19 protein-coding genes and 2 pseudogenes are annotated in these 26,406 nt (G+C 47.7%); 4 read left to right on the top strand and 17 right to left on the bottom strand.

Features of this window, described 5'->3' with window-relative positions:
- Positions 1 to 19: 19 nt before the first annotated feature.
- Positions 20 to 2,056, top strand: coding sequence for a hypothetical protein (locus DW083_RS09690; protein WP_370038963.1), 2,037 nt, complete (start codon positions 20 to 22; stop codon positions 2,054 to 2,056).
- Positions 1,975 to 4,278 (top strand): glycoside hydrolase family 2 TIM barrel-domain containing protein, encoded by a 2,304-nt coding sequence (locus DW083_RS09685; protein ID WP_122332237.1) that lies wholly within the window; start codon positions 1,975 to 1,977, stop codon positions 4,276 to 4,278. The genes DW083_RS09690 and DW083_RS09685 overlap by 82 nt, the downstream gene beginning before the upstream one ends.
- Here the strand turns inward: DW083_RS09685 and DW083_RS09680 are convergent.
- The 7 genes and pseudogenes from DW083_RS09680 to DW083_RS09650 form a co-directional block, all read right to left on the bottom strand.
- Positions 4,271 to 6,714, bottom strand: a pseudogene (locus DW083_RS09680) (FAD-dependent oxidoreductase). The gene DW083_RS09685 and the pseudogene DW083_RS09680 sit on opposite strands and share 8 nt — an antisense overlap.
- Positions 6,715 to 6,781: 67 nt before the next feature.
- A complete protein-coding gene (locus DW083_RS09675) occupies positions 6,782 to 7,147 on the bottom strand; it encodes a MarR family winged helix-turn-helix transcriptional regulator (protein ID WP_115499064.1) in 366 nt (121 codons plus the stop codon).
- Between the two features lie 181 nt (positions 7,148 to 7,328).
- A complete protein-coding gene (locus DW083_RS09670) occupies positions 7,329 to 8,306 on the bottom strand; it encodes a dihydroorotate dehydrogenase-like protein (protein ID WP_122332269.1) in 978 nt (325 codons plus the stop codon).
- Positions 8,307 to 8,392: 86 nt separating this feature from the next.
- Positions 8,393 to 9,061, bottom strand: a complete 669-nt coding sequence (locus DW083_RS09665) for a YggS family pyridoxal phosphate-dependent enzyme (RefSeq protein WP_122332236.1) — start codon at positions 9,059 to 9,061, stop codon at positions 8,393 to 8,395.
- The gene (locus tag DW083_RS09660; protein WP_115499061.1) at positions 9,058 to 9,564 is read right to left on the bottom strand and encodes a DUF4494 domain-containing protein; all 507 of its coding nucleotides are present in this window, start codon (positions 9,562 to 9,564) and stop codon (positions 9,058 to 9,060) included. Before DW083_RS09660 ends, DW083_RS09665 begins: the two co-directional genes overlap by 4 nt.
- Before the next feature lie 291 nt (positions 9,565 to 9,855).
- Entirely contained in the window at positions 9,856 to 10,317 is a 462-nt protein-coding gene (gene ndk, locus DW083_RS09655) for a nucleoside-diphosphate kinase (RefSeq protein ID WP_122332235.1), read from the bottom strand.
- A gap of 314 nt (positions 10,318 to 10,631) precedes the next feature.
- Positions 10,632 to 11,255, bottom strand: coding sequence for a master DNA invertase Mpi family serine-type recombinase (locus DW083_RS09650; RefSeq protein ID WP_115499059.1), 624 nt, complete (start codon positions 11,253 to 11,255; stop codon positions 10,632 to 10,634).
- A gap of 228 nt (positions 11,256 to 11,483) precedes the next feature.
- Between DW083_RS09650 and DW083_RS09645 the strand changes: the two genes are divergently transcribed.
- A complete protein-coding gene (locus tag DW083_RS09645) occupies positions 11,484 to 14,330 on the top strand; it encodes a bifunctional fucokinase/fucose-1-phosphate guanylyltransferase (protein ID WP_122332234.1) in 2,847 nt (948 codons plus the stop codon).
- A gap of 131 nt (positions 14,331 to 14,461) precedes the next feature.
- Positions 14,462 to 15,751 (top strand): ATP-binding protein, encoded by a 1,290-nt coding sequence (locus tag DW083_RS09640; RefSeq protein ID WP_122332233.1) that lies wholly within the window; start codon positions 14,462 to 14,464, stop codon positions 15,749 to 15,751.
- Positions 15,752 to 16,334: 583 nt separating this feature from the next.
- On the opposite strand, the pseudogene DW083_RS09635 reads toward DW083_RS09640, so the two are convergent.
- The 10 genes and pseudogenes from DW083_RS09635 to DW083_RS09590 all read right to left on the bottom strand — a co-directional run bounded on the left by DW083_RS09635 (position 16,335) and on the right by DW083_RS09590 (position 26,403).
- Positions 16,335 to 17,401 (bottom strand): annotated as a pseudogene (locus DW083_RS09635) (Wzz/FepE/Etk N-terminal domain-containing protein).
- Positions 17,402 to 17,405: 4 nt separating this feature from the next.
- The gene (locus DW083_RS09630) at positions 17,406 to 19,781 is read right to left on the bottom strand and encodes an SLBB domain-containing protein (protein WP_122332232.1); all 2,376 of its coding nucleotides are present in this window, start codon (positions 19,779 to 19,781) and stop codon (positions 17,406 to 17,408) included.
- Complete coding sequence (gene wecB, locus DW083_RS09625; protein ID WP_122332231.1) at positions 19,778 to 20,938, bottom strand: non-hydrolyzing UDP-N-acetylglucosamine 2-epimerase; 1,161 nt, start codon at positions 20,936 to 20,938, stop codon at positions 19,778 to 19,780. The genes DW083_RS09630 and wecB overlap by 4 nt, the downstream gene beginning before the upstream one ends.
- A gap of 11 nt (positions 20,939 to 20,949) precedes the next feature.
- Complete coding sequence (locus tag DW083_RS09620) at positions 20,950 to 21,657, bottom strand: WecB/TagA/CpsF family glycosyltransferase (RefSeq protein WP_122332230.1); 708 nt, start codon at positions 21,655 to 21,657, stop codon at positions 20,950 to 20,952.
- Positions 21,647 to 22,855, bottom strand: a complete 1,209-nt coding sequence (locus DW083_RS09615; protein WP_115499051.1) for a glycoside hydrolase family 88 protein — start codon at positions 22,853 to 22,855, stop codon at positions 21,647 to 21,649. Before DW083_RS09615 ends, DW083_RS09620 begins: the two co-directional genes overlap by 11 nt.
- A gap of 5 nt (positions 22,856 to 22,860) precedes the next feature.
- On the bottom strand, positions 22,861 to 23,826 hold the full coding sequence (locus tag DW083_RS09610; protein ID WP_233552089.1) for a glycosyltransferase family 4 protein: 966 nt from the start codon (positions 23,824 to 23,826) through the stop codon (positions 22,861 to 22,863).
- 105 nt (positions 23,827 to 23,931) lie between these two features.
- Positions 23,932 to 24,897: a GNAT family N-acetyltransferase gene (locus DW083_RS09605; protein ID WP_122332228.1), complete on the bottom strand. Its 966-nt coding sequence runs from the start codon at positions 24,895 to 24,897 to the stop codon at positions 23,932 to 23,934.
- Complete coding sequence (locus tag DW083_RS09600) at positions 24,888 to 25,388, bottom strand: hypothetical protein (RefSeq protein ID WP_147382122.1); 501 nt, start codon at positions 25,386 to 25,388, stop codon at positions 24,888 to 24,890. Before DW083_RS09600 ends, DW083_RS09605 begins: the two co-directional genes overlap by 10 nt.
- 116 nt (positions 25,389 to 25,504) lie before the next feature.
- A complete protein-coding gene (locus tag DW083_RS09595; RefSeq protein WP_122332226.1) occupies positions 25,505 to 25,807 on the bottom strand; it encodes a hypothetical protein in 303 nt (100 codons plus the stop codon).
- Complete coding sequence (locus DW083_RS09590; protein WP_147382121.1) at positions 25,804 to 26,403, bottom strand: hypothetical protein; 600 nt, start codon at positions 26,401 to 26,403, stop codon at positions 25,804 to 25,806. The genes DW083_RS09595 and DW083_RS09590 overlap by 4 nt, the downstream gene beginning before the upstream one ends.
- Between the last annotated feature and the right edge of the window lie 3 nt (positions 26,404 to 26,406).

Here is a 26,406-nt window from a genome sequence, read left to right as displayed (position 1 = left end):
CTGGGCAAAAGATTTTCCGATGATGTCTTATTTCAATGTCGAATCGGGCGGAAGGAACAGGCGTTATCAGGACAAGTCGCTGTTGCGTCCCGGAAAAGGCGGATGCCTGATAGGAGAGGGTGAAAGTTCTTTCGATAAACAGGCGCCTGCGGTTTGCGACGGTTGGAAAACGGTTTATGAAGATGTGCCTCTTGGGGGGAAGAACCGGCTGGATTGTGTTGTCGAACCTTCGGGTGACAGGCGTTTCAGCCTGTCTGTCCGGAGTGTGTCGGATGCTATTGAAGGCGAGTTTTTCCGTGTGTATACTGCTCCCGATATTTCTCCGGTTTCCGTATGGGCGGAGAAAACAACGCGGGAACCCTCTTCTCAATATGATACTCCTGTTTCTATCTATACACCGGAAATCATAAAAGCCTCTTTCCGTCTTCCTGCCGTTTTGCATTTCCCCGACTGCGGGTTGGTGAAAGTAGAAGCTGACGATCCCGCCATTTATTTGCAGGAACATTTCGTGCCGGACTACGACAATACCGGGCTCAACCTCGGCCCTTTCAATCGTGGAGGGCATGCCTGGCGGAAGTCCGTCCACACAGGTTCGGTCATCCTGTCTTTCCATTCGGAGAAACCATTGAAGGAGGCCGGATTAACCTTTACGGTGCTCGAAGAAAACTATCCGCAGCTTCCGGGCTGTGACTTCTCGGACGCCCGCTTCGACGGTTTGAAGCGTTGCTGGCAGAACACATTTACGGTCAATCCTATCCATCAGTCGATGGGCGATAACATCCTTCTGGAAGGTGTCGGACATCTGGCTTTGGCGTTTAAGGCGGATATGATTCCCTTCACGCCCGCTTTGTTCGGGACGTATTCGGTATGCGACGCTCTGCGTACTTCCATCGAAGTGGCTTTGCGCGAACGGATCGGCGAAAACAACCGCCTTGGCGGAGGTTACGGGTGGGAAAGTACTGAAGTGACGCTGATCTCCCTCTATGACTACCTGTTAGCGACGAACGATTGGACTTTTATCCGGCGCTATCAGGATGAGATTTCCCGGCTCGTACGCGGTGTCTTGGCTACTGATACGGATGGAGATGGTATTTTTGAATCTCCTTTCCACGGGAATTATATGACTCCGAACCGCGAAAGCCTGAATTGGTGGGACGATTTTGCATTCGGGCATAAAGACGCTTATGTCAACCTGCACGCCTATCGTGCTTTGACCGGAATGCAGAAAGTGCTAAACCTGCTTGGTCTGCCGGATGAAGCCAAGGCGGTCGGTACTCAGCTCGATAAGTTCCGTTCGGCCTTTGATTCCACATTCTATAATCCGGAAACCGGAATGTATGCCGGATGGATCAGCCGTGACGGGAGAGTGCACGATTACCAGTTCACCTTTATCAGTTCGATGGCGATCAACGAAGGCTTGGTGCCCGAAAAGCGTGCCCGCCAAATCCTGCAAAAGATGTTGAAGAAGCTGAAGGAGGAGGGATATGATTATGTCTACGGCATACCCGGCCCGCTTGTTCCCGTAGCCAAAGAGGACTTGGGAACCTGGGAGGAAATGACTCGCTGGGGACGCTACGAAAATGGCGGCCTTTGCGGTCAGGCGGCTTATCATTTCATTCAGGCATTATATAACGTCGGAATGCGCCGTGATGCCGACGAGATTCTTTTCACCATGATGGCGACTTACGAGCGCGAATATACCCATTCCGGCGTATTCACCGGCTATCTGCAAAGTGTAGACTGGCGGACAAAAGGAGGGGCTCCTACCGGATATAATTACCTGGCTGATAATTACTACTTCCTGCTTGCCGCCGTTACGGGATATTACGGAGTTAAATACCCTGAGCTGCAGGCTCCGTCTACCGATCCCGCTTATGCCGCGACACTCTACGGTGACCGCCTGTTTGACGAAGACTGGAAGTTCTGCGAAGATTCCGTGGTGGATGCCTCCGGTATCTCCTTCGACGACTCCGGTTGGCGCACACTCACGCTTCCGCACGATTTCAGCATCGAACGCCGCTATCCGAGGACGACCGACACGTTGGCCCGTTTGTAAAAGGGATCAAGGATTCGATCTCCACCGGTAATATTCCGGGCGGGACAGGTTGGTATCGCAAGCGTTTCATATTGGACGAATGGACTTCCCGGCAACAGGTCGGCATCCGTTTCGATGGTGTGATGGAACGTTCGGATGTCTGGATCAACGGGCATCACCTCGGTTTCCATCCGAATGGATATATGCCTTTCGGATACGATCTGACTCCATTCCTGAATCCTGCCGGAAAAGAGAACTTGATTGTAGTCCGCGCCTTTAATCCTGGCGATAACAGCCGGTGGTATCCCGGATCGGGCATCTACCGGCATGTCAGGCTGGCTGTCTCTGGTAAGCTCTTTATTCCGGATGATGAGGTACAGGTACAGACACCCGAAATCACGCCTGCACAGGCAAAAGTGGACATCACTCTTCCTGTCCGGAACCTGACGGATACAGAGGCGGATGTGGTTGTGCAGCTTACGCTTGTGCAACCCGACGGAACTGCCGTCGAGACGAAAGAATGTCCCGGCAAGATCGGTGCAAACGGGTCGGAGACTTTCCGGCTTACAGCTGAAGTGGAGCGGCCGGAACTATGGTCGGTCGACTCTCCTGCCTTGTATGAAGCCCGCATTCGGATTCTCTCTTCAGGTGAAACGACCGATTTCTACCGGACTGCTTTCGGCATCCGTTCGCTGGATTTCTCTGTGAACAAAGGTTTTTTGTTGAACGGCATCCCTGTCAAGTTGAAAGGGGCTTGTCTGCATCACGATAACGGTCTGTTAGGGGCAGCCGCTTATGACGGTGCGGAAATGCGCAAGGTGCGCCTGCTGAAAGAAAACGGCTTCAATGCCATCCGCACCAGCCATAACCCGCCTTCCGAACAGTTTCTCGATGCCTGCGACCGTTTGGGGATGCTGGTGATTGACGAGGCTTTCGATATGTGGGAACATCCTAAGCGCGACTTGGATTATCATCTCTTTTTCCGGGAACATGCGGCACGGAACCTGGCGTCGTTCGTGAAACGTGACCGCAATCATCCCAGTGTCATTATCTGGAGTATCGGCAACGAGATATACGAGCGTGCCGATAGCTCCGGGCTCAGGATTGCAGCCGAATTGGTTTCGGTTGTGAAGTCCCTCGATACGACCCGCCCCGTCACGCAGGCGATTTGCGCTTTCTGGGAACAGAAAGGGCGTGTGTGGGAAGAATCCGCCCCTGCGTATGCCCTGCTGGATTTGAGTGGCTACAATTACGAAAAAGGGCGTTACCTTTCCGACAATAGGGCGCATCCTTTCCGGATAATGGTCGGCACCGAAAGTTTCCCTATCGAGACGCTTGAAAACTGGCAGGCGGCAAATCTTTATCCCTTTGTGTTGGGGGATTTTGTCTGGACCGGAATGGATTATATAGGAGAGGTCGGAATCGGTAATTTTAGTTACACCCGTGACGACAGGCCCTATTCGACGCCCACCCGTTCGTGGCCCTGGTATCTGTCCAACTGTGGTGACCTGGATATAAACGGAGATAAGAAACCGCAGTCTTTCTTCCGTGATGTGGTGTGGGGAAGGAGTGATCTGGAACTGCTTGTCCATGCTCCTGTCCCCGCAGGTGAGCGCGAAGTGATCAGCAAATGGGGCTGGCCGGACGAACAGCCTCATTGGAACTGGCGGGGGCATGAAGGGGAAACGCTGAATGTCCGTGCTTACTCGCGCTGTGACTCCGTGCGGCTGTATCTGAATGGGAAGTTGTTGGAGACGAAGGCCGTAACCGGTAAGTTAGTTGCAGCCTTTGATGTCCCCTTCTCTGCGGGCGAACTTCTTGCTGTCGGTATAAAAGAGGGGCGGGAGGTCGTACGTAAATCGTTGCGAACAACCGGCCGGCCGCATCATATCGTGCTGGTTCCGGAGAAGACAACGGTAGCAGCCGATCCGAATGACCTGGCTTTTGTGCAGGTTCGCGTCGTGGATGAGGAGGGACGTGTAGTACCTGATTGTCCGGCTCGTATTCGGTTCTCAGTGGAAGGAGAGGGCACTTTGCTTGCCTCCGGTAATGCTGCGCCGGATGATATGGAGAGTTTCCGCAATCCGGCCTGCACTACGTATCAAGGAAAGTGCCAGGTTATTTTGCAACCTGGCACGAAGAGCGGAACAATGCGACTGAAAGTTTCAGCAGAAAGAATGCCCGCTGTGGAGATGGAAATCAACGTTGCTTCGGTCAGATATGAACCGATGTTTGTCAGATGAACAGGTTCACATTCGCTTCCTCCGCCCGTTCGAGGTAGGAGCTACGCCGCCCAGCGTGACGTTGTCCAGCAGTTCCTCTTTCTGTATGCCCATAACGTCCATGCTCATGGTGCAGGCAATCATTTCGATGCCATTGTCTACGGCTTGTTGTATGAGGCTTTCCAAGCTGTCGATCCGCTTCTTTTTCATGATGAGGCGCATCATCCGGCTTCCGGCGCCGCCCATATTCATTTTCGACAGTTTGAGCTTTCCGCTGTGCGCCGGGAGCATCCAGCCGAACATTTTGCCGAAAAGGTCTTTTGAGACGGTTGGTTTTCGGGGTTTCTTGATGATGTCCAGTCCCCAGAAGGTGAAGAACATTGTCACTTTCCGGCCTGTCGATGCCGCTCCGTTGGCAATGGCGAAGGAGGCCAATGCTTTGTCGAGGTCGTCACTAAAGACGATCAGCGTCTTGTTGTCGGCCGCCTTGCCCGGAAGGTTGCAAACCTCCTGCTTCTCCTGTTTGCGGATTGTGGCGGCAACTACTCCGTTTTTATTTTCCAGTGATACCAGTTTGGCACCGGTCATTTTGCACCAGGAGGCTACATCTTTGCCGAAAGCCTGGTCGGTGGCTGTAATCAGAAGCTGTTCGCCTGCGCCGAGTGTCGCATAGTTCTTCTTAAGTTGCATCACGGGCCCCGGGCACATCAGTCCGCAGGCGTCTACTTTCAGGGTGGTGGCTTGAGACGCCGCACATCCGCAGTTTGCAGTCTGCGACGAGTTTGCCGGGCAATCGTCTATCTCTTTAACAGGGGCGGTCGCTACGCTCCATGTCTTGTAACCTCCGGACAGGTTGCGCACATTTGTAAATCCGTTCTGTGTCAGGATGCGATAGGCCAAGTAACCACGCAACCCGACAGCACAGGTCACGACGATCTGTTTCTCTTTCGGCAGTTCGGCAAGATGTTCGCGCAGTTCGTCTACCGGGATATTGATAAAACCGGGGATCGTACCTAATTTGTATTCCTCGCGTGTACGGACATCAAGCCGTATCGTGTCGGCGGATAGTCCGTCTATTTCGCGCCAGTGGATGATCCGGGATTTTCCCTTCAGTATATTCTCGGCAACGAACCCTGCCATGTTCACCGGGTCTTTGGCAGACGAGTAGGGGGGAGCATAGGCGTGTTCCAATTCAATCAGGTCGTAGACCGTTCCGCCGCGCTGGATCACCTGTGCCAGCATCTCGATCCGTTTGTCCACTCCTGCAAAGCCGACTACTTGCGCCCCTAACAACTTCCCGCTTTCCGGAGCAAACAGTATCTTGACAGACAGCGGAATGGCGCCGGGATAGTAGCCCGCATGCGACGCGCTATGTGTGTAGGAGGACAGATAAACGATCTTCTCCCGTTTCAGCAACTTGGCATTGGCGCCGGCAGTGGCAACCGTCAGGTCGAACACTTTGGCGATAGATGTACCCATCGTTCCCGGATACACTTCTTTGTTTCCGTATACGATATTATCGGCTACGATCCGGCCTTGTTTGTTGGCCGGTCCTGCCAACGGGATGAGGGCCGGCTTGCCGGTCACGAGGTGGCGTACCTCTACGGCATCGCCAAGGGCATAGATGTCCGGGTCGGAAGTCTGCATATATTCATTGACGGCAATGCCTCCCAACGATCCGAGAGACAGGCCGGCCTCTTTTGCCAGTCTGGTTTCCGGGCGTACGCCGATGCTAAGCAATACCATGTCGGTCGCAATTTGTTTACCGCTACGCAGGTGTACGGTCACACCGCCATCCTTTTCCTCGAATCGGCTGACGCCATCCTCAAGATGCAGGCCGACTCCTTTGTCTGCCAGTTGCTGGTGTACGATTGCTGCCATCGAGAAGTCTAACGGAGCCATCACCTGGTTTGCCATTTCCACTACATCGACGTGGATTCCCTGTTCATGCAGGTTTTCTGCCATCTCTAAGCCTATGAATCCGCCGCCCACTACAACGGCGCGTTTAGGCTTTTCTTCGTTGACGTATGCCTTGATCGTGTCTGTGTCAGGCACGTTGCGGAGGGTGAATATCTTTTTGCTTCCGATTCCTTCGATGCCCGGGCGGAGCGGTTCGGCACCCGGCGAGAGAACCAGCTTGTCGTAACTTTCCGTATAGGTTTCGCCGGTGGATAGGTTCTTCACTTCGACCTCTTTTTTGTCCGGATGGATGGCGGTCACCTCCTGTTCGGTGCGGATGTCGATGCGGAAACGGCTTGTAAAGCCTTTTACCGTTTGTACGAATAGTTTCTCACGGCTGTTGATCGTGCCACCTATATAATAAGGTAGTCCACAGTTTGCATACGATACATATTTACCTCGTTCAAACAGGATGATATTGGCCTTTTCGTCCATCCTGCGCAGGCGTGCTGCTACGGTAGCACCTCCGGCTACACCTCCGATAATTAAGTACTTCATGTTGCTATAATTGTTTATGTTTATTATACATATTTGCTAATAGAAAATATTTGGGTAAAAAAAGGGATCAACCCTTTTCCATACAAGCTTTCAGTTTCCCGAACAGTCCGTCGAAGCGTAACTCCGCGTTCATCATTTGCCGTATTTTTTCTTTCCCGTCAGGGGTGAGGGAGAAGAACATCTGCCGTTTATCGTTTTTATTGATATTGCGGCGGATATAGCCTTTGTTCTCAACTGCTGTTATCACTTTCGAGACGCGTGAGTTCGACAGGCCGATGTATTCGCTGATCATTCCCGCTGATTTTGTCTCGCCGTCTTTCAGGCAGCAGAGCAGCATGGCCTCGTTGATTGTAATATCGTGTACTTCGGCAAATGCTTTCTCGAATTGATATAATGTTTTGTATATATCTTTAATCGCACAAATTGATTCCATGTCTTTGTTTATTGTTGATGTGTGCAAAGATATATATTATTTTTAATATGAATATTGTTTAGTGGAAAATATTTATCCGGATATAAATATTTCTTTTTGAAACCGTCTGGAACTGTCGGAAAACAAAAAAGAGAATAGATATGCTCCATTCTCTTTTTTGTGTGATAAGTTAAGAATACGTTTAGTCTCTGTTAGAGAAGTATTTCATAAACTGCGACCGTTCGTACATGGCCGGATTCGGGATGTTGGCATAGTTCAGTTTGCCTTTAAACTGGTCGAGCGACTGGTAGTGTGCCTGGTGCATCCATTCTTCTATGCAGGTAAGCACTTGTGAGATGATTTCTGCTCCATGCGTGTAAACTGCGCTACACATCTGTACGGCAGATGCGCCTGCCAGCAGGCATTTGACGACATCTTCCCAGTCGTGTACTCCGGTAGAGGAGGCGATGCTGATTCCGGGTATCTTGCCGGAGACAATGGCTGTCCAGCGCAACGTATCGCTCAGGTCGGAATGGTTGCTGAATACGTTACCGGATACGATTTGCATGTTGTTGATGTCGATGTCCGGTTGGTAGAAACGGTTAAACAGGACGATGCCGTCTGCGCCGTTAATCGTCAGCGTATGGGCAAGTGCCGGAATATTTCCGACCATTTTGCTTATTTTAATCATCACCGGAATGGAAATGGTTTCCTTGACTTTACGGATGATGCTGACATACAGGTCGCGCATGTTTTCACTGCTGTAGTTCAGATCTGTCTCTAAAAAGAACACGTTCAGCTCGAGGGCGTCGGCTCCTGCCAGTTGGATCTGGCGTGCAAATTCGATCCACGCATCCGATTTGTAGCAGTTGATGCTTGCAATGACGGGGATGGTACATAGCTCTTTCGTTTTCTGGATCAGTTCCAGATAGCTGTTTATCTGATTGGCTTTTACATAACCGTGTATGTAATCGGCTGCTTCGGGATAATCCGAATCCTGCATCAGTACGTCGCTCTGCATTTCAATCTGCTCTTCGAAGAGTGATTTCAATACGATAGCACCGGCACCGGCTTTTTCAAATTCTTTATTCCGTTCAGGGCTGTTTGTTAATCCTGAACTGCCAACGATCAGTGGATTACGGAGCGTAAGGCCCGCATATTGGGTTTTAATGTCAATCATGTCAGATTCAATTATGTTCAACAATTACAAAAGTAAATATTTATTTTGTCGTATATCCATTCATGCTATTTAAAATGGTTAAAAGCTCAATACTCCCTTTCTCCGAAAATGCTTGTGCCGACACGTATCATTGTGCTGCCTTCACGGATGGCGATAGGGTAGTCGTGGCTCATTCCCATGGACAGTTCACGAAAATGGCTGTCCCCTTTAAAAACAGATTCTTTCAGCTCAGTGAAAAGAGCGTGAAGCGCATGGAACTCCTGTTGTATCAGCGTCGTGTCGTCGGTGTTGGTAGCCATTCCCATGAGTCCGGAAATACGGATATGCGGGAGGGTGTCGGGCGCCAGTCCCCGCAATAGTTCGCGGCATTCGTCAGGGCTGAACCCGTGTTTGGCTTCTTCCTGTGCGACGTGTATCTCTAACAGGATGTTGACGATGCGTTCGTGCTTGGCTGCCTGTTTGTTCACCTCCTGCAGCAACTTCAGCGAGTCGATGCTGTGGATGGTGTGGATGAACGGCGCGATGTCTTTCACCTTATTGCTTTGAAGCGGGCCGATAAAATGCCATTCTATGTCACCGGGCAATACTTTTTGTTTCGCTGTCAGTTCCTGGGCCCGGCTTTCACCAAATACACGTTGTCCGGCATCGTAGGCTTCCTGCAGGGCCTCGACGGGATGAAACTTGGAGACCGCCACCAGCGTGACACCTGCCGGCAGCGATGCTCTCAGTCTTGTTATATTTTCGGTGATGCTCATGCCTCTCTTGCTTCCGCCTGTTTTTTCTGTTCGGCTATCAGTTCTTCTCCGGATTTCTTCTCTGCGGGGACGTTGTTGGCGTCAAAGGGGAAGACGTCCATAAGCTGGGTTTCCGCAACGGATGCGATGGTATAATCGGCCAATGTGCCTTTCATGCCGTCTTCCAATACGGCAATGGCATCTTTCAGGTTGGAGGCTTGCGCCAGCATTTGTGCAGCGGTTTTCTTTTCGGCTCCGCTCTTTTCGTCGAGCGTGATGAAGTAGACTTTGATTTTATAGAAACGGTCGCCGTTTTCGTTGAAAAACAATTCCGACAGGCGGGCGCGTTTGATGTCTGTCACTGTAAATTCCCCGGATATGAAGGGACGGATTTCTTCGATGATGCGGGCTTCCGCTTCCGTGAACGACAGGGCGTCAACCAGATAAGGTTCCGTCACTTTCTTTTGCATTCCATTCTCCAGCACTTTTTCGAAGGAGACTTTACATTCAAACCAGTTGTGCATATTTTATATGTTTAATAATGTCCGTACTTATATTACAAATACAGTACAAATATAGCGGCAATTCGGGAATTAAACAACCGGAACCGGTTTCTTTGTCAATTATTGGAATCCTTGTGAACCTTTCGATGTATGCTTTGGTTATATAAATGTAGTGTGTTTTTTCATGGTATTAGATTTTTAGATTAGTAATTAGGTTGTTTTGCCCGGTTCGTGAAGGATAGGGCAAAGGTTCTAAAATATCAGAGCCGGTGTGTTTCGGATTTATCCGGTGCATGCCGGCTCTTTTATTTTTCAGAACTCGTCGTTGGCATAGAGGGCCAGGAGGTTGTTCATCTCGTAATTGAAAATCTCATCGTCGTTGAAGAAACGTTTCAGTTCGATAGCTGCCGTTTCAGGCGAATCGGAGGCATGCACGATGTTTTCCTGGACACTCATGCTGTAGTCTCCGCGTATCGTTCCCGGCTGGGCATTCCTGCCGTTGGTGGCTCCCGCGAGTTGGCGCACGACGTGGATGGCGTCTACCCCTTCCCAACAGCATACGATTACGGGACATACCGACATGGCGTCTTTGATGCGCTGGAAGAATGGTTTTTCTTTCAGGTGCGCATAGTGTTCACTGAGGATCTCGTCTGTCAGCCAGGTCATTTTCATACCGGCCAGGCATAAGCCTTTTCTCTCGAAACGGGAGATAATTTCCCCAATCAGTCCTCGCTGAATGGTACATGGCTTCAGGATAACAAGTGTCTTTTCCATTCTGATTTGTGTTTAAAGATTTGTCGTGATTGTCAAAGATAAGACATTTATTTATAATAGGTTAATTTATAGTATAATTTTCTATAAAGAATATTGGAATAGAGGGTGGAAAAGAATACGAATGTTATTTTTTTTGGACATAACAAATCTTCTGCACACGATGCCGTTTGTGCGCAGAGAGATTGTATTATTTAGTATGCGGACCCTTTTCCCCGCTGGGAACAACCGTATTGACTGACAATAGATTATCTCAAAAACAGTTCATTAAGGTTACATTGATTAACATTCAGACAAATAAAGCTATCAAGGTCCGATTACTTAATATATCTATATTTCCTCCAATCAGGGAATGTATCCCGAAGGAAGTCCCGGAGTGTTTGACGATTGACTCCGAATTTCTCAGCGATTTCGTTCATCGAACATTTTTCGTTGATCATTTTCCGGATGACATTTTCCTTCCCGGACAGCTTCACCTGTACTGGTTTTTTCCCTTTGGGGCGTCCGAGTTTCGTGCCCTCCACTTTTTTACGTGCAAGCGCCTCACGGGTCCGTTGCGAAATCAGATTACGTTCGATCTCCGCGCTCAGGCTAAATGCAAAAGCAAGAATTTTGCTATTGATGTTATTGCCTAATTCATAGCGCTCTTTGACGGTAAGAACGATGATATCCCGTTCCATACATTGATGAAGGAAACTCATAACCTGCATCAAATTACGTCCTAACCTTGATAATTCTGTCGTTACAAGTGTGTCCCCTTTACGAACTTGTTTTAATAATCTGCCGAGTTGGCGATCAGATACACTTGTTGTCCCACTGATTGTTTCGTCTACCCAACGATCGATACGGAAACCTTTCGCTTTTGAATAGTTTTCAATCTCGAAACGCTGATTTTCAGTACTCTGCTTATCTGTACTGACTCTTACATAACCGTATATCATACTATCTGAATATTAAATGAATAACTAAAGATACATCAGAATAAGGAATGAAAGGGTGGGATTAGTATTTACCAACTTTTTTTATTGTCGTATGATTATAAGAGAGCATCCCTTGTACAAAGGTGAATATAATAATTTAAACGAAAGACGCCCGTAATCCAAAAATTAAATTAAAATTTACGTAGAAAAGGTGGAAAGGAGTACATTTGCCGGAAAGAATTATAGAATATGAAGAAATTATTGTCGCTGCCGCCCAATCTGGTAGGCAGTTTCCATGAGATAACACATACAGGTATTTCCGACTGGTTTTGCACATCCGATCCTGTCGGTGCCCGGCTCGGCTCGGGCGGAGGTACGACTTGGCTGTTGGAAGCCTGTCGCACCGCTGAGGATGGCGGAACGGCTGTTTCCGTGCAGGAATGGCTGGCAAAGGAGAAACGCATATTGCTGCATGCCGGGGGGCAGAGCCGCCGTTTGCCGGGATATGCGCCGTCGGGCAAGATACTGACGCCTGTCCCCGTATTCCGGTGGGCAAGAGGGCAGAAATTATCGCAAACGCTCCTTTCATTGCAGCTTCCGTTGTACGAGGAGATCATGCGGAAGGCTCCGGATTCGCTGCATACACTGGTTGCCAGCGGCGATGTCTACCTGCGCAACAGCGAGCCGCTGCAGGCGATACCCGAAGCGGATGTCGTTTGCTATGGCCTGTGGGTCGATCCAGCCCTGGCTACCCGTCACGGTGTATTCGTATCGGACCGCAAAGCTCCCGACCAGCTCGATTTTATGCTTCAGAAACCTTCTCTCGATGAGTTGGGACATCTGGCCGGCACACATCTCTTCCTGATGGATATCGGCGTATGGCTGCTCAGCGACCGGGCGGTGGAACTGTTGATGAAACATTCCTATACGCCGGACGGGAAGCAGATGAAGGAATATGACCTGTATTCCGAGTTCGGGCTTGCCCTCGGTGCGCATCCGCGCATAGAGGACGAAGAGCTGAACGCACTTTCCGTCGCTATCCTGCCTCTGCCGGGCGGAGAATTTTATCATTATGGCACGAGCCGCGAACTGATCTCGTCTACGCTGGCGGTACAGAACCTCGTGCGCGACCAGCGCGCCATCATGCAGCGTAAGGTGAAACCCCATCCCGCCATGTTCGTCCAGAACGCCGAAGTATGCCGGCCACTAACGGCCGATAACTCCGAGCTATGGATCGAAAACAGTTTCATTGGTAAGGGCTGGACACTTTCCGACCGCCATGTCATCACGGGTGTTCCTGAGAATGACTGGACGCTCCGGGTTCCCTCCGGTGTCTGTATCGATGTGGTTCCGGTGGATAGCGAAGGCTGGGCGGCACGTCCGTATGGTTTCAACGATCCTTTCAAGGGAGATGTGGCCGATGAGGAGACGCTCTTTATGGGGTGCCCGGTCGGGGAGTGGGCTTCGGAAAGGGGAGTCAGCTTGCCGGCATGTGGTGATATACAGAATGCACCGCTGTTTCCCGTTTGCCGTAACGTGGACGACTTGGGTCTTGTGATGCGCTGGATGGTGTCGGAACCTGAGTTGAAAGAAGGGCGGAAGATTTGGGAAGAAGCCGTCAGGATGTCGGCCAACCGGTTGTCCGATGAGGCTGATCTCCGCCGTCTTTTTGCCCAGCGTGAAACATTCAGGCAAAAGAACTGGCCCATGCTTGCAGCTAATCACGATAAAAGTATTTTCTATCAGCTGGATTTGGCTGATGCCGCTTCCGAGTTTGTTGCCGGAGGCCTTGCGCTGCCTGAAGCATTGCCGGAAAATGCTCCCTTGATGAAGCGCATATACGACCATATGTTCCGTGCCCGTGTCATGCAGCTTTCGGGTGACAGCCGTTGTGATGAGGAGCAACAGATGGCCTTTTCATTGCTGCGCGAGGGACTGACCGGCACGATAGCCGATGAGAAGCAATCGCCGCACCTTAACGTTTATCGTGACCAGATTGTCTGGGGACGTAGCCCTGTGCGCATCGATCTTGCGGGAGGATGGACAGATACGCCGCCTTACTGCATGTATGCCGGCGGAAACGTGGTAAACGTCGCAATCGAGCTGAACGGACAACCGCCCTTGCAGGTTTATGTGAAACCGGCAAATGAACCTCATATTATCCTCCGTTCCATCGATATGGGTGCGAGGGAGTGTATTTCCACCTGGGACGAACTGCGGGATTTTAAGAAAGTAGGTTCGCCCTTCTCCATCCCGAAAGCTGCATTGGCGCTGGCTGGTTTCATCCCCGAATTTTCCTCCGGACGTTTCCACTCTCTGGAAGAGCAGTTGAAAGCATTCGGCTGTGGGCTGGAAGTGACGTTGCTCGCCGCGATCCCTGCCGGTTCCGGATTGGGTACAAGCTCGATCCTGGCGGCTACGGTGTTGGGTGCGTTGTCGGATTTTTGCGGTCTGGCATGGGATAAGAACGAGATTGGCAACCGTACGCTGATTCTCGAGCAGCTACTCACGACAGGTGGCGGCTGGCAAGACCAGTATGGGGGTGTGCTGCACGGGTTGAAGCTGTTGCAGACAGGCGAAGGTTTCCATCAGAATCCATCGGTGCGCTGGCTACCCGAGTATCTTTTTACCGAACCGGAATACCGGGCTTGCCACTTGCTGTATTACACGGGAATCACGCGGACGGCAAAGGATATCCTGGCCGAAATCGTACGTGGAATGTTTCTCAACAGCGGCACACATCTTGGCTTGCTTTCCGGGATGAAAGCGCACGCTCTCGATATGTACGAAGCAATCCTGCGGGGCGATTTTACAGCGTACGGCAAGCTGGTCGGCAAAACTTGGGAACAGAACAAGGCGCTCGATGCCGGAACCAATCCTCCCGCTGTGGAACGCTTGATATCGCGCATACAGGATTACACTTTAGGATGCAAACTTCCCGGCGCCGGTGGCGGAGGTTACCTCTACATCGTAGCCAAAGACCCCGAAGCCGCCTTACAGATACGCCGCCTGCTCACCGCAGAACCGCAAAACGGGAACGCCCGCTTCGTCGAAATGAGTCTTTCGGATAAGGGGTTGCAAGTGAGCCGGTCATAGGAATCTTAAGTTCGGTCGATATTTTGTGGTTTTACAGAGAATATTCGGTCGGAAAAATGTGACTTTTTGCGTAATATTCGGTCGGAATATTGTATATTTGCATGGAAAGTGCTATTAAATAATAGATTGCTATGTACAGAAACATTATAGAACAACTCAAGGAATGGAAAAATAAGGAGCGTAGGAAGCCTCTTATATTGGCGGGTGCACGTCAGGTTGGCAAGACTTATATACTCAAGAAGTTTGGTGAGCAGGAGTTTGCCAACGTGGCTTACATCAATTGTGATGATAATGAGTTGGCAAAAGATTTGTTTGTGCAGGATTATGATATGCAGCGTATTATCCTTGCGATTGGAGCTATCACGCAGCAAAGCATAGAAGCCGGCAAAACACTGATTATTCTTGATGAGATTCAAGAGTCGCCCCGTGGGTTGTCGGTTCTGAAGTATTTTTGTGAAAATGCGCCTCAGTATCATGTGGCTGTAGCAGGATCATTGTTGGGTATCTCTATGCACAGAGGGGAGTCATTTCCTGTCGGCAAGGTAGATATTTTGCATATTTATCCTATGACATTCGATGAGTTCTTATTGGCAAAGGGGAAAAGCCAAATGGTAGATATTCTTCGTTCAAAAGATTGGATCACTATAAAACTTCTTAGGGGTGAGTTTATCAAGGCTTTACGTGAATATTATTTTGTGGGCGGCATGCCTGAATCTGTAAATGAGTTCATTGGGACCAATGATGCAATGAAAGTGAGAGAGATTCAAAACAATATTCTCTATACTTATCAAAAAGACATATCGAAGCATGTACCAATCTCGGAATCCAACCGCATTAATATGGTGTGGCGTTCTATGCCTTCTCAGTTAGTAAAGGAAAACAAGAAGTTTATTTATGGTGTGGCCAAACCTGGAGGAAGGGCTAAAGATTTTGAGGTGGCTATACAATGGTTGATGGATGCCGGATTAGTATATAAAGCAGAAAGAATATTACAGCCTAAAATGCCTTTGAAATTTTATGTTGACATTTCCAGTTTTAAGTTGTTTCTATTGGACTGTGGGTTGTTAGGAGCAATGAGTGAAACACCTCCGGAGAATTTATTGGTGGCGGATAACGGTATGGAGGAATCCAAAGGTGCTTTTACGGAAAATTATGTGATGAGCCAGTTGGTATCTACTCACAACACTTCTGTATTCTATTATAGTAATGATGCGAAGTTAGAAATCGACTTTTTAATTCAGCATGGCAGTAAGATAGTTCCGATAGAAGCGAAGGCCGAAGAGAATCTTCGTTCAAAGTCACTTTCTATTTTTGTTGCTGATCATCCAGAGTTGCACGGATTACGCTTTTCTATGTCGGACTATCGTGAACAAGATTGGATGACAAATGTACCACTCTATGCAGTTTCTACCTATTTTTAGTTCGGTCAGAAAAATGTGATGACAGTTGACTTTAAATATGTTAAAACTTACAATAACCCCCTTTCCGGGATGTTTTTCTATTTCGTCCGAAAAGTTGATCGATTTTGAATTGACTTTTTTCATGGTTTTAACCTGTTCGACTGACAATAGAGAAGATGAGGTGCGCAGCCCATTCCGGAAAGCGTACAATTTGATTGCCGAAAGACGGAAACGCCGACAAAGTGATAAAGCTTAACTCCCGGAGAATCGAATATTTGAAAATAAAACGGACGGCGTTCCAGATATCGCAAGGAAATTCAGGTGCTTTTTTGCCCTAAAGACGGTCCTTTTTCCAATTACGACCGTCCAAATCGCCATTACGACCGTGCTAATCTTCGCGAGGTGCCGAGTGCACTACACATTAGCACGGTCGCAGTGGCAAAGAGGACGGTCGTAATTGTTGAAAACGCTCAAAAAAGAGGAAAAAGTCCCTTTTTGAGGTCAAAAAAGCGGATTAACATTTGTTTTGTTTCGGATGCCTTTTGGGCCTGAAAAAATGAGTTTTATACAATAAGTCCCTGAAATTTCATGCCTGTTCGCCGGATCAGTGAATCTTCTTTATCACCAGATATCCGCTTCCGCCAAGGAAAGTTAGGAAGGTGAAGGCGACCAGGATCAGCAGTTTCTTCGGGGATGATGCTTTGAGGGGGACGGAGGCTGGTTCGATGATGGTGTAGACGGGTGTTTGTTCCTGTACCCGCAGCTTGTCTTGCTCCAGCTTTTGTGCCAGCGTGTTGTAGACGTTGAAGGTGAGAGTCATTTCGTTGCGCAGCCGCTCCTGTTCGGTGCGGTAGCTGGCGGAGATGATGTTTTTGTTGCCGTCCTCAAAAGCGGCGTAGGCCTGTTGCGCCTTGTAGTAGGCGGCACGGGATTCTTTCAGCACCTTTTCTGTGAATTCCAGGTCTTTCTTTGCTTTCTGTGTCCGGTAGCGCGTGATGTAGGTCTGTAGTTTGCCCGCGATGTTGCGTGCCACTTCGGCAGAGATAAGCGGGTCCTGCATCTCGACTGCGAGGGTGACGACCATCGTTTTCTTATCGACGAAAACAGTGGTGCGTTGGCGCAGGTCACGGAGTACGGCTTCCTGCTTCCGGGTGAGGAGGAAAGGGTTGAGGACACTGTCGTTTTCCTCCGTGTGGGAGAAGAGTGCGCGGAGGGCCGTCAGTCCCTTTAAAGGTGCTTTCACGACGCTGACCACCATGCGGCATGCTGATGGTCAGCCATGTAATCGTACAAAGACATCGTGTGCTTCTTTTCCTTTTCCGTTACCTTTTCGGGGAAAAGTTCCAACAGGAAAGGGGTGCTGTGTACGATGTCGGGATAGAGGTTGGGCGACAAAGCATCCTGCCCCGCAGCCGATCCAAGGTCTATCCCCGCCATTGCTGCCAGTCCGCCGAGATTGCCCATCTTGCTTGTTGCGTCGGTCGTTTCGGGGGCTAACTTCACTGTCGTGGTGTATTCTTTGGGCAGGCTGAAGGCGACGATCAGCCCCGTAATCACCGAGATTCCGCAACATTTCAGGAGCAAGCGTTTCCTCTTCCACAGATAAGCGGCAAGGGCGATGAGGTCGATCTCTTGCTGGGGAGACGACAGGATATGATTGTTGTTGTCCATCTGTTTACTTTAAAAGGTTGATCATTGACGTAATCATGGCTGCCATCGAGGTGACGGAGCTGCCGACACTCATAATCTCCGCCAGGCTTGTCCGGCGGTCGCGTTGTGTCTTGGCGGGTACAACGATCTCGCAGCCCGGTTCCACTTTCGGGTAACGTTTGAAAAAGATCATCTTGCGTTGTGTCGTCGCTACCTTCCCGTTCATGTAAATGACGATGGGATACTTGCGGGCGATGTCGTTGTAACCTCCCGCTTGGGAAAGACAGTCGCGCACGTCCATTCCTTTCGTGTAGGTCACGCTGTTGGGGTAGGTGACGGCGCCTCTGACCTTCACCGTGCTTTGTTGTTGCGGGATGTATAGCTCATCGCCGTCGCGCAAGACGAGGTCATCGGCACTGCCCGGATGCGCCAGCGCTTTTTGCAGGTCAATGCCCACAGGGTATTCCTTCAGGTTAGCGAGCGAGACAGAGATCGAGTCGCGTCCCTGCTGGTTGTTGTTGCTTAGCTGCAGGAGGGTTTCTATCTGGCGCAGTTCGTCGGTGGTGAGCTTGCGCTTCAAGCTGGCTCCCCGTATGTAGGCGTCGGGGGTGACACCACCGGATTGTGCGATCAGTTCGCTGAGGCGGGTGTTCTTTTTCTTCAGGGCGTAGTTACCGGCAAAGGTGATCTCGCCTCCGACTTTTACCACTTGTTGTTCTTGGTATCCGGGAGAGAAGCGGACGAATACTTCATCGAACGGTTCGAGTGTGAAAAGCGTGTCGCCGGCGATGACGGCTAACCCGTCGCCGAGGGTGAAGCTGTACGTTTCGGCCATCTGGTTGCTGCTCTGTGTGGCCGACGGATTTTTAATCCGGCGGGCGACTTCCACGTTGACGGTCGCGGCCGCTTCACGTAATCCGCCAGCCAGGATGATGGCATCCTCTACGGTCAGGTTCTTGCGGTAAGGCAATACGGTGTCGGGCTGGTTGACGGCTCCGCTCACTTTGATGGTGTAGGGCTCGCGGAGGTCGAACAGGGAGGGAATGTACAGTTGGTCTTCCTTTTGCAGTTCGACATCGGGAGCCTGGCCGTTCAGTATGTCCACGATGTTGATGGCGATCACCGAATTTGTGAAATCCGGGTTCAGGCGCGTGATCTGGGCCCGTCCGGCAAACTCATCCCCCTTAAGCCCCGAAGCCTGTCGGATCAGCTGTTTGACGGTGTGGACATCCGAACTCAGCTCATACTCGCCGGGTCGCCAGACAGCTCCCGATATGATAATCCGGTTGTCGTAGTAGGGGATGACGGAGTCGACCATCAGCGAGTCGCCGTCCTGCAGGACAAACGTCGGGAACTGTTCTTCGTTGACGGTTGCGATCTTGTAACGGTCGCCGGCTTTCCGTTTTACTCGGATGTTCTGCGTGTAGGCGTCTCCTGTGAAACCGCCTGCCATGCCGAGCAAATCGGCCAGCGTCTCGCCCCCGCGAAGTTCGTACGTCCGTTCACGTTTGACCTTGCCGCCTGCGTTGACAAGTTGCTCGTAAGGACCGATGATGATCATGTCATTGTCTTCGAGGCGGATGTTGGTGTCGTACTTGCCGTTAAGCAGGTAGTCGTACACGTCGAGGTTGGCGATCTCCTTGCTGTTCCTGTACACCTTTATATTGCGCAGTGAGCCGATATCGTTCACTCCGCCTGCCGCATAGAGGGCGTTGAAGAGGGTGGCGAGTGACGATAGGGTGTATGTGCCCGGTGCGACGGCCTCGCCCACAATGTTGACTTTTATGCTGCGTATTTGTCCCAGTCCGACGGAAACGAACGTGTTAGGTTCACTGCCGTCGAGTGTCGCCATGATCTTCCTTAGTTCTTGCCGGATGCGTTGCTCCGCCGCTTCGATGGTCAGCCCGCTCAAAGGTACGGGACCGACATTGGGGATGAGGATCGTTCCGTCGGGCGAAAGGGTGAGTTTCAGGTTTAGTTCCGAATCTCCCCAAACATTGATCAGCACTTCATCGCCTGCCGAAAGGACATAGTTCTTGGGTGTCGGAATGTTGAGTTCCGGCTCGAAGGTCAGGTTTTTGTCGGAGAATATCTCTCGTCCGAAAACGATCTCCTCGAGCGGTTGCTTCGGTTGGTTGTCGTCGCGTTGGTCTTCCAGTGGGGGAAGTACCTGGTGCGACAAGGCCGCCCGATCGCTCACCGTGTTTTCCGTTGCCGGCTTTATCATTTGGTTGATGCCGGACTGTTCTTTTCCATGTTTGGCAACTTCTTTCTGTATCTGCTCCTCGGTCATGCCGGCGGCGCGGGCTTTTTCGAGCAGCTCCTGCGGAATTTGCGCACTTATCGTGACCGATACCAGCAGAAGCAGGATACCCATAACATATTTGGCGTTTTTTCTCATATTACTTTTTCTATTGTTTGAACGATTCGTTGGCTTGCTGTCCCGTCACCATAGGGATTGATTGCCTGGCTCATACGGTTATAGTAGGCGTTGTCATCCAACAAACGGGATACTTCGTCCACGATCCGGTCGCAGTCTGTTCCCACCAGTTTGACCGTTCCTGCCTCCAGTGCTTCTGGCCGCTCCGTCGTGTCGCGCATGACGAGCACCGGTTTCCCCAGGCCCGGAGCTTCTTCTTGTATGCCTCCGCTGTCGGTCAGGACAAGTGCCGACCGTTCCATCAGATAGACGAAGGGCAGATATTCCAAAGGCTCGATAAAGAACAGGTTCGGCTGGTGAACCTTCCCGAAGACTTCGTTAATCGGTTCGCGCACATTGGGATTCAGATGCATGGGATAAACAAAGTCCACATCCGGATATCGTTCCGACAGTGTCTTGATCGCCCGGCATATCCGGATGAATCCTTTGCCGAAGTTCTCCCGGCGATGGCCTGTTATTAAAACCGATTTACGCCGGCTTTGTTTGATTGTTCCGATTGTTTTATAGCCAGCCTCTTTCAGTTCGTTTATCAGCCGTTTTTGCAATGACGGGTCTTCCCTGATAGTTGCAACGACGTGATAGAGGGCGTCGATCACGGTGTTGCCGGTAATCCGAATCTGCTTTTCATCAACCCCTTCCTGCAGTAAATTGTTTCGGCTCAACGCAGTAGGAGAGAAGTGCCAGGTGGCGATCCTTCCCGTGATCTGTCTGTTTATTTCTTCCGGCCAGGGGCTGTAGATGTTATGCGTGCGCAGCCCGGCCTCCACATGTCCAACCGGTATTTGCCGGTAGAAGGCGGCAAGCGCTGATGCTGTGGAGGTTGTCGTGTCGCCATGTACCAGAACGAGGTCGGGTTGTACCTCCTGCAGGATATTACGCATACCTGTCAGGATACGGGCGGTCACATCGTAGAGGTCCTGCCCTTGCTTCATGATGTTCAGGTCATAGTCCGGCTCGATGTTGAAAAGCCTCAATACCTGGTCCAACATCTCCCTGTGTTGCCCGGTCACACATACGATAGTCTCGAACTTTTCCGGATATTTCCGGAACTCCTTCACTAACGGAGCCATTTTGATTGCTTCGGGGCGTGTTCCGAAGACGAGCATTATTTTGTGCATATTGTTATAGATTATATCTTTCCTGCTTTAACGAGGATCAGGAATTTGATTAAATGAATTTGCCGTTTAATACGGGATGGTTGTTTCAACAGACGGTATGCAAATTCAAGGTTATGTTTCACCCACCAATCGGGAGCCCGTTTCACGTTCCCGGTATAGACATCGAAACTTCCCCCTAACCCTTGATAAATGGCGGGATATGCTTTGAACATCTCATCCATTAGCAACTCCTGTTTGGGCGATCCCATTGCAATGAAGACTACATCTGGTTTTTTCGCTTTGATGTCAGCGATGAGTGCCGCCTTCTCTTCCTCCGTTCGTATATATCCATTCCGGTAGTTCGCAATCCGGATACCGGGAAAATCCTGTTGCAACCGGGAAACAGTCTTTTCAATAACCTCTTGTTTGCTCCCGACAAGATAGAACGTTTTGTCTTGTTTATATAAAGCGGCTGTGAGTTTTAGCCATAATTCGCATCCCGGAATTTTTATTGCGTTCCGTACGCCATGCCGGCGCATTGCCATAACCGCACCTATACCGTCGCAATACCCGATATTCCTGTTAATAATATCCCGTACTTGCTGAGTCGCATGCAGTATCTTCTCTGCATTGATCGCCACCAATATCCCCTTATGTTCCCTCACATATTCCAGAAGGTTGGCTTCAGAGGGGAAGGGGTGGACTTTTATTCCGTTTATCAAGATCGTTTTATTTCTCATCTCGTAATTGTGCTAATAAATAATAAGATAAAGCATTAAACATGAATGCATTGCTCCAACGCATATAAGAAATGTAGGAGCTGAAGGTCTGTTTAAGCTGATAGTAAAAATATCCTTTGGAGTCTTGCATATTCGTAATAGTCCAGTTTACAACTCTGTTGGCTAATTCTTTGTATTCCGGATACTTCCTCAGTTTGAATAAAGTGACGAGCAATTGCCCTGGACAGTGGATGTCAATGGGGTATGTTTTATCATTATAATACTTGGGAGTCCCGTCTCTTTTAAAAAAATTATGCATGTAATATTTAAAGCCGGTTTCTATATGGGTAGAAAAAGTCATATCTCCCGTTAAAGTCTGGTATTCCTGTATGCAATCAAGATTATAGCCGGTATGGAAACTGTCTTTCCAAGCTTGTACAGGCAGTATTCCATATGACCATGAACCATCTCTATTTTGTGCATCGCAGCAAGCCTGAACAGATTCTCCTGCTAATTCTTTGTATAAATCCTTGCCAGTATATTGATAGCAGTAACTAAGGATTTTACTTCCTAAAAGTGAGGCGTTATACACTGTGTCGTTACCGGGTATCGGGCTGTATGAAAAAAGAAATCCTCTTTTCTGAGGGGTTCTGTGTAAATCCTGTATAACAAAGTCGGCAGCCGATAATGCTGTTGTAAGATAGCGCTCTTTTTGTGTGATTCTGTAAGCACTTATAAGTGCAGTTGTGCAAAAGCTTGTTGCCACAACTGTCGGAGTATTCTTTGGAAAAAGAAACAAACGACGTGCCTGCCAATCAAAATTATATCCCCAGCATGAACCACTATATCCTTCAGTACGGAGTGTTATTAGGAGTTCTGCCAGTTGGTCAATATAGGATAGGACAACCTCTTTTTTCCCGAATAAATCTTCCTTACCAGTCTTTTCTATCATAGAATATAGGTTACAATATCCTTGTAGGAAAAGTCCGATTCCTTTTGAATTATATTCTTTCGGGACGAGAAACAAGCTGCGCATGTTAAAAGGCATGCGTTTGAATCCTTGTATCATAATCAATCGGCATATGGCTGACCTATTCAGAAAAGGTATGCTTTGGAAAACCTTGGAGTTTAACCCGTCGTATGGGTCCCAGCCTTTGAATTGTTCGGCTTCACAGTAAAGACGGAGCTTGTTGAATGCCTTTAGTTGTTCTATATCCATACTGTTTATGTATTAGTTAGCAACTGTTTGTAGAAGTAGACAACAGAACTTTTACTATAATTCTCACGAACAAATTCTGCCGGAGTGTATATGTCTTTATTCTTGGATATTATTTCTATTTTATTCAATATCTCATCAATATCAGGAGAGAAAGATATTAATTCACCACTTATACCTGGTCGAACCAATTCCGGCATGGAAGTTGTATTTCTGGCGATGACCGGAATATTACATGCCATTGCTTCGAGTACAACGAGTCCTAAAGATTCTCTTTTAGAGAACATCAGGCAAATATCGAGTTCCTGGTAAAATTTGTACATTAGGTATTGGGGATAGGGCACATGCCTGATTAGTTGTATCGGATATTCATAGAATGCTTTTTTCCAATGGTTATCTTCATCTCCATAATCAATATAATGGATATAAATATCTTTTTTTAGTTTTTTTTGTAGTTCTGGTACCTTCTGTATTAGTTGATAAAGGTATTCAACTCCTTTGTTTTTGGTTAGGGCAGATGGAAAACCGAGATGCAGAGAATGCTTTTCCCATTTCGATTCTCCCGGGCAAAATAAACTTGTATCAATACCGCCACTTGGTGAAATCTGTATTCTTTCCGGATTGATATCTAATTGCCTCGTGATAACAGAACGGTAATAAAAAGAGGGTGATATATGGATGTCGTTTTTCTTCAACGTTTTTTTTATTAAAAAGCGTATGGCTTTGAAGAAAAGGGTGTTATGTACTAATTCTTCTCCATGCCAGTGAAAGATGATTTTGTTTTTCTGAAACGGGATACGGATGAACAAAGGAAGCATGAGCGTATAATGGTTGATATACAGCACATCATACTGTTTTAAAGGAGCAGACAACAGTTTAAGGTAGAAAGATGCGTAATCTTTGATTTTTTCCTTCAATTTAGTTCCGGAAGAGTATAACACCAGCATATCTACTTGAAATCCTGCTTCTTCCAATCTCCCTTTGATTGATTGTACATATGTCCCGCTATTTGGTCTTTGTGGAGACGGATATGCGTTGTTAATGAGTAAAATTTTCTTTGTCATGTTAATCATCGACTGTTAATATCTAATACCTTTTTTTAGTATATAACGATAGGTCAACATTAGTAACTCATTAATTTTGTTTTTTGCAAATATCCATTCTCCGTTATATGGAATAGGATAGCCACCTGATGATTGTTTGAATAAATAAACTTGGTTACTATTAGTAAGCCCTGGACCAATTCTTCCAAAATCGAAAAAAATTATGTTTTCATTAGAAAGATAGTCCAATATGTTTTCTATAATAAAATAGCTGGCTCCGTTTTCCCTGGACTCATTACTATTAGCAGCAAATACATCCCATGCATGCTTGCCGTTGATATAAATAATCCTACCGGCAATGATAGAGCCTGTGGCGCTATAAACGAAAAATAGTTTGTAATCCGGGTCTTGAAGCAAATTGTATATATTTTGTTTGTTAAGGATATATGATAACTGTTTTTTGGTAGCCATTTCTTCAAAAATTCTCACAAAAGTTTCACAATCTTTTAGTGTGGGTTGCGATATTATTTGGAAGGAACATTTGGCAGCTATTGCTTTTTTTATGTTTCTTTTCCAGCTTCTGTGTCCGGCTGGTCTGTCAAGCGTATTAATCAAGATAGTCAATGGACATGTAGTCTGATGAAGTGGACGGATAAAACCTGCTTCTCTTATTCCTATTTCATATTCAATATCATAAGGGGAAAGACTGGATATAAGAACTAAAGAATAACCGATTTGAGCTATTCCTTTATAGAAGTTTTGAATCGTCTCTTGCTTTGGCTGCTTTACCGCTTCTCCCTGTATGCGAAGGACGGAACCAATAAATGGTTTATTGTAGAGTTCTCCTCGGCAACAGATACTGGGATTAGAATAATTGTCGACAAAGTAAAGACTATCGCTTTTATTGCCAATATAATTGTCCCAACCTTTTCCCTGGGTGAAAGGGGTTATTTCCATTTGTTTCTCTATTTCGAAGAATGACTTTCTATCGATTATTTCCATATCATTGTTTTATTATCGAATATTTTAAGAATGGTGAGTTTCTTTGTCGTTTTAAAGCCGGCCTTTGTTTCGGCTTTTAGCGCAGGGCGATTGCCGGTCAGTATAACTACAACTCCCTTATTTTTGCCATATCTGTAAAGTTGACCTAATCTGTGTCGTAATACGGCACTATGCATCCCTTGATTTCTAAACTCAGGTGCGCAATAGTCATCAAACAGAGCACCTTCGTTTTCTTTTAAATTTAATTCGAAGCCATAAGGAAGTGGGAGTGTCTTCAAACTTATCCATGCAGAATAAGCCAGTTTCTTGTTTTTAATGATTCCGTAAGGTATATATGTCTTGTCGAGCAGTTGTTTTTTTATGTTGATGAGTTTTGCCTTAGTAAAGTAGGATATGTCACCTTTCTGAAAATCATCGAATGTAAGTACTTGTATCGTATAATTTGTATTACATGCCGCTTCTGCATCATTGAGTGTTAGCTCTTTCTCCAAATAATAAAACCTTTCCCAAACGACACCGACTTGGCGGAATATGAAATGAAACATGCGTATGATACATCCTATATATCCGTACTGCATTCTATTTGATCGTATTTTGTGAAGTGATTTCATTTGAAGAAAGATAATTTTCTTTTTATTTTAAGCATTGGACTATAAATGTATTTTAGTCCGTCGACAACACATATACCGTCTTTATAATCTAATGTATGTAAGCCATATTTATATTTGGAATCGGGCATGATACAACTCGTTTTTTCTTCTTCAAATCTGTTTTTTTCAATAGATTCTACTTTGCAGATGTTAAGAGAAGCACCATAACCGGTTTTAGAGTTTTGAGTACATCTGTAGTAGTTGCTGTCCAAGTTATAAAAACCGCCTCCAGGGCGAGCTGATGTGATATCTTGCTTCATTGGATTTCCCAAAAAGGTTTATAAGGACCGGTTAGCTTCTCGGAATAATAAAGGAGTAAGTCTTTATCTTTATCAAAATCCAGAGAAGTACATAGTAGATAATAGAGATCACAGACTTTGATGATAACCGGATCTACGATCGGCGCTTGTATCATTATTTGAGGATTTTCCAATATTTGACTGTTATAGTTATATTCATAAATAGAGAGCGAGCCGCTTTGACTGTTCTCCGGAATGACATATGTTTGATTACCCTCTTTGTAAATATAAGGAAAGGATAGATGAGTCTCTTGTTCCAATACGGTCTTTCGATTGATTAGTTTGTAGTTCTTACGCGAAACGGTTAATAATGAAATGTTTCCTTTCCATTTATCATAAAAAAACTCTTCAACCAGAACTTCTATTATGTCATCTGTTACTTTCAATATAAAAGGATCAGCAAAGAAGCGATCCCGATATGGGTGCTGAAGCCATTGAATGGGTAAACGATAAGAGCTGGAGTTTAAGATCATATTTAATGAAGACTCTATAAAACCAATATTCCAATGGAATATCCCAAGTTTTTGTTCTAATGTTTTGATTGAAAATATATTCATGTT

It is taken from the genome of Parabacteroides sp. AF48-14, from assembly GCF_003477465.1.
Taxonomy (GTDB): domain Bacteria; phylum Bacteroidota; class Bacteroidia; order Bacteroidales; family Tannerellaceae; genus Parabacteroides; species Parabacteroides acidifaciens.
The sequence above is the reverse complement of the archived record's forward strand: the minus strand, read 5'-3'. Positions and strand labels throughout refer to the sequence as shown.

What these genes read in the sequence shown, in the direction of transcription:
- DW083_RS09650 (WP_115499059.1), bottom strand. Translation starts at nt 11,255, where the DNA reads ATGATATACGGTTATGTAAGAGTCAGTACAGATAAGCAGAGTACTGAA.
- DW083_RS09640 (WP_122332233.1), top strand. Translation starts at nt 14,462, where the DNA reads ATGTACAGAAACATTATAGAACAACTCAAGGAATGGAAAAATAAGGAG.
- ndk (WP_122332235.1), bottom strand. Translation starts at nt 10,317, where the DNA reads ATGGAAAAGACACTTGTTATCCTGAAGCCATGTACCATTCAGCGAGGA.
- DW083_RS09630 (WP_122332232.1), bottom strand. Translation starts at nt 19,781, where the DNA reads ATGAGAAAAAACGCCAAATATGTTATGGGTATCCTGCTTCTGCTGGTA.
- DW083_RS09675 (WP_115499064.1), bottom strand. Translation starts at nt 7,147, where the DNA reads ATGGAATCAATTTGTGCGATTAAAGATATATACAAAACATTATATCAA.
- DW083_RS09665 (WP_122332236.1), bottom strand. Translation starts at nt 9,061, where the DNA reads ATGAGCATCACCGAAAATATAACAAGACTGAGAGCATCGCTGCCGGCA.
- DW083_RS09590 (WP_147382121.1), bottom strand. Translation starts at nt 26,403, where the DNA reads ATGAATATATTTTCAATCAAAACATTAGAACAAAAACTTGGGATATTC.
- DW083_RS09670 (WP_122332269.1), bottom strand. Translation starts at nt 8,306, where the DNA reads ATGATTGACATTAAAACCCAATATGCGGGCCTTACGCTCCGTAATCCA.
- DW083_RS09645 (WP_122332234.1), top strand. Translation starts at nt 11,484, where the DNA reads ATGAAGAAATTATTGTCGCTGCCGCCCAATCTGGTAGGCAGTTTCCAT.
- DW083_RS09660 (WP_115499061.1), bottom strand. Translation starts at nt 9,564, where the DNA reads ATGCACAACTGGTTTGAATGTAAAGTCTCCTTCGAAAAAGTGCTGGAG.
- DW083_RS09690 (WP_370038963.1), top strand. Translation starts at nt 20, where the DNA reads ATGATGTCTTATTTCAATGTCGAATCGGGCGGAAGGAACAGGCGTTAT.
- DW083_RS09620 (WP_122332230.1), bottom strand. Translation starts at nt 21,657, where the DNA reads ATGAGAAATAAAACGATCTTGATAAACGGAATAAAAGTCCACCCCTTC.
- wecB (WP_122332231.1), bottom strand. Translation starts at nt 20,938, where the DNA reads ATGCACAAAATAATGCTCGTCTTCGGAACACGCCCCGAAGCAATCAAA.
- DW083_RS09605 (WP_122332228.1), bottom strand. Translation starts at nt 24,897, where the DNA reads ATGGAAATAATCGATAGAAAGTCATTCTTCGAAATAGAGAAACAAATG.
- DW083_RS09615 (WP_115499051.1), bottom strand. Translation starts at nt 22,855, where the DNA reads ATGGATATAGAACAACTAAAGGCATTCAACAAGCTCCGTCTTTACTGT.
- DW083_RS09595 (WP_122332226.1), bottom strand. Translation starts at nt 25,807, where the DNA reads ATGAAGCAAGATATCACATCAGCTCGCCCTGGAGGCGGTTTTTATAAC.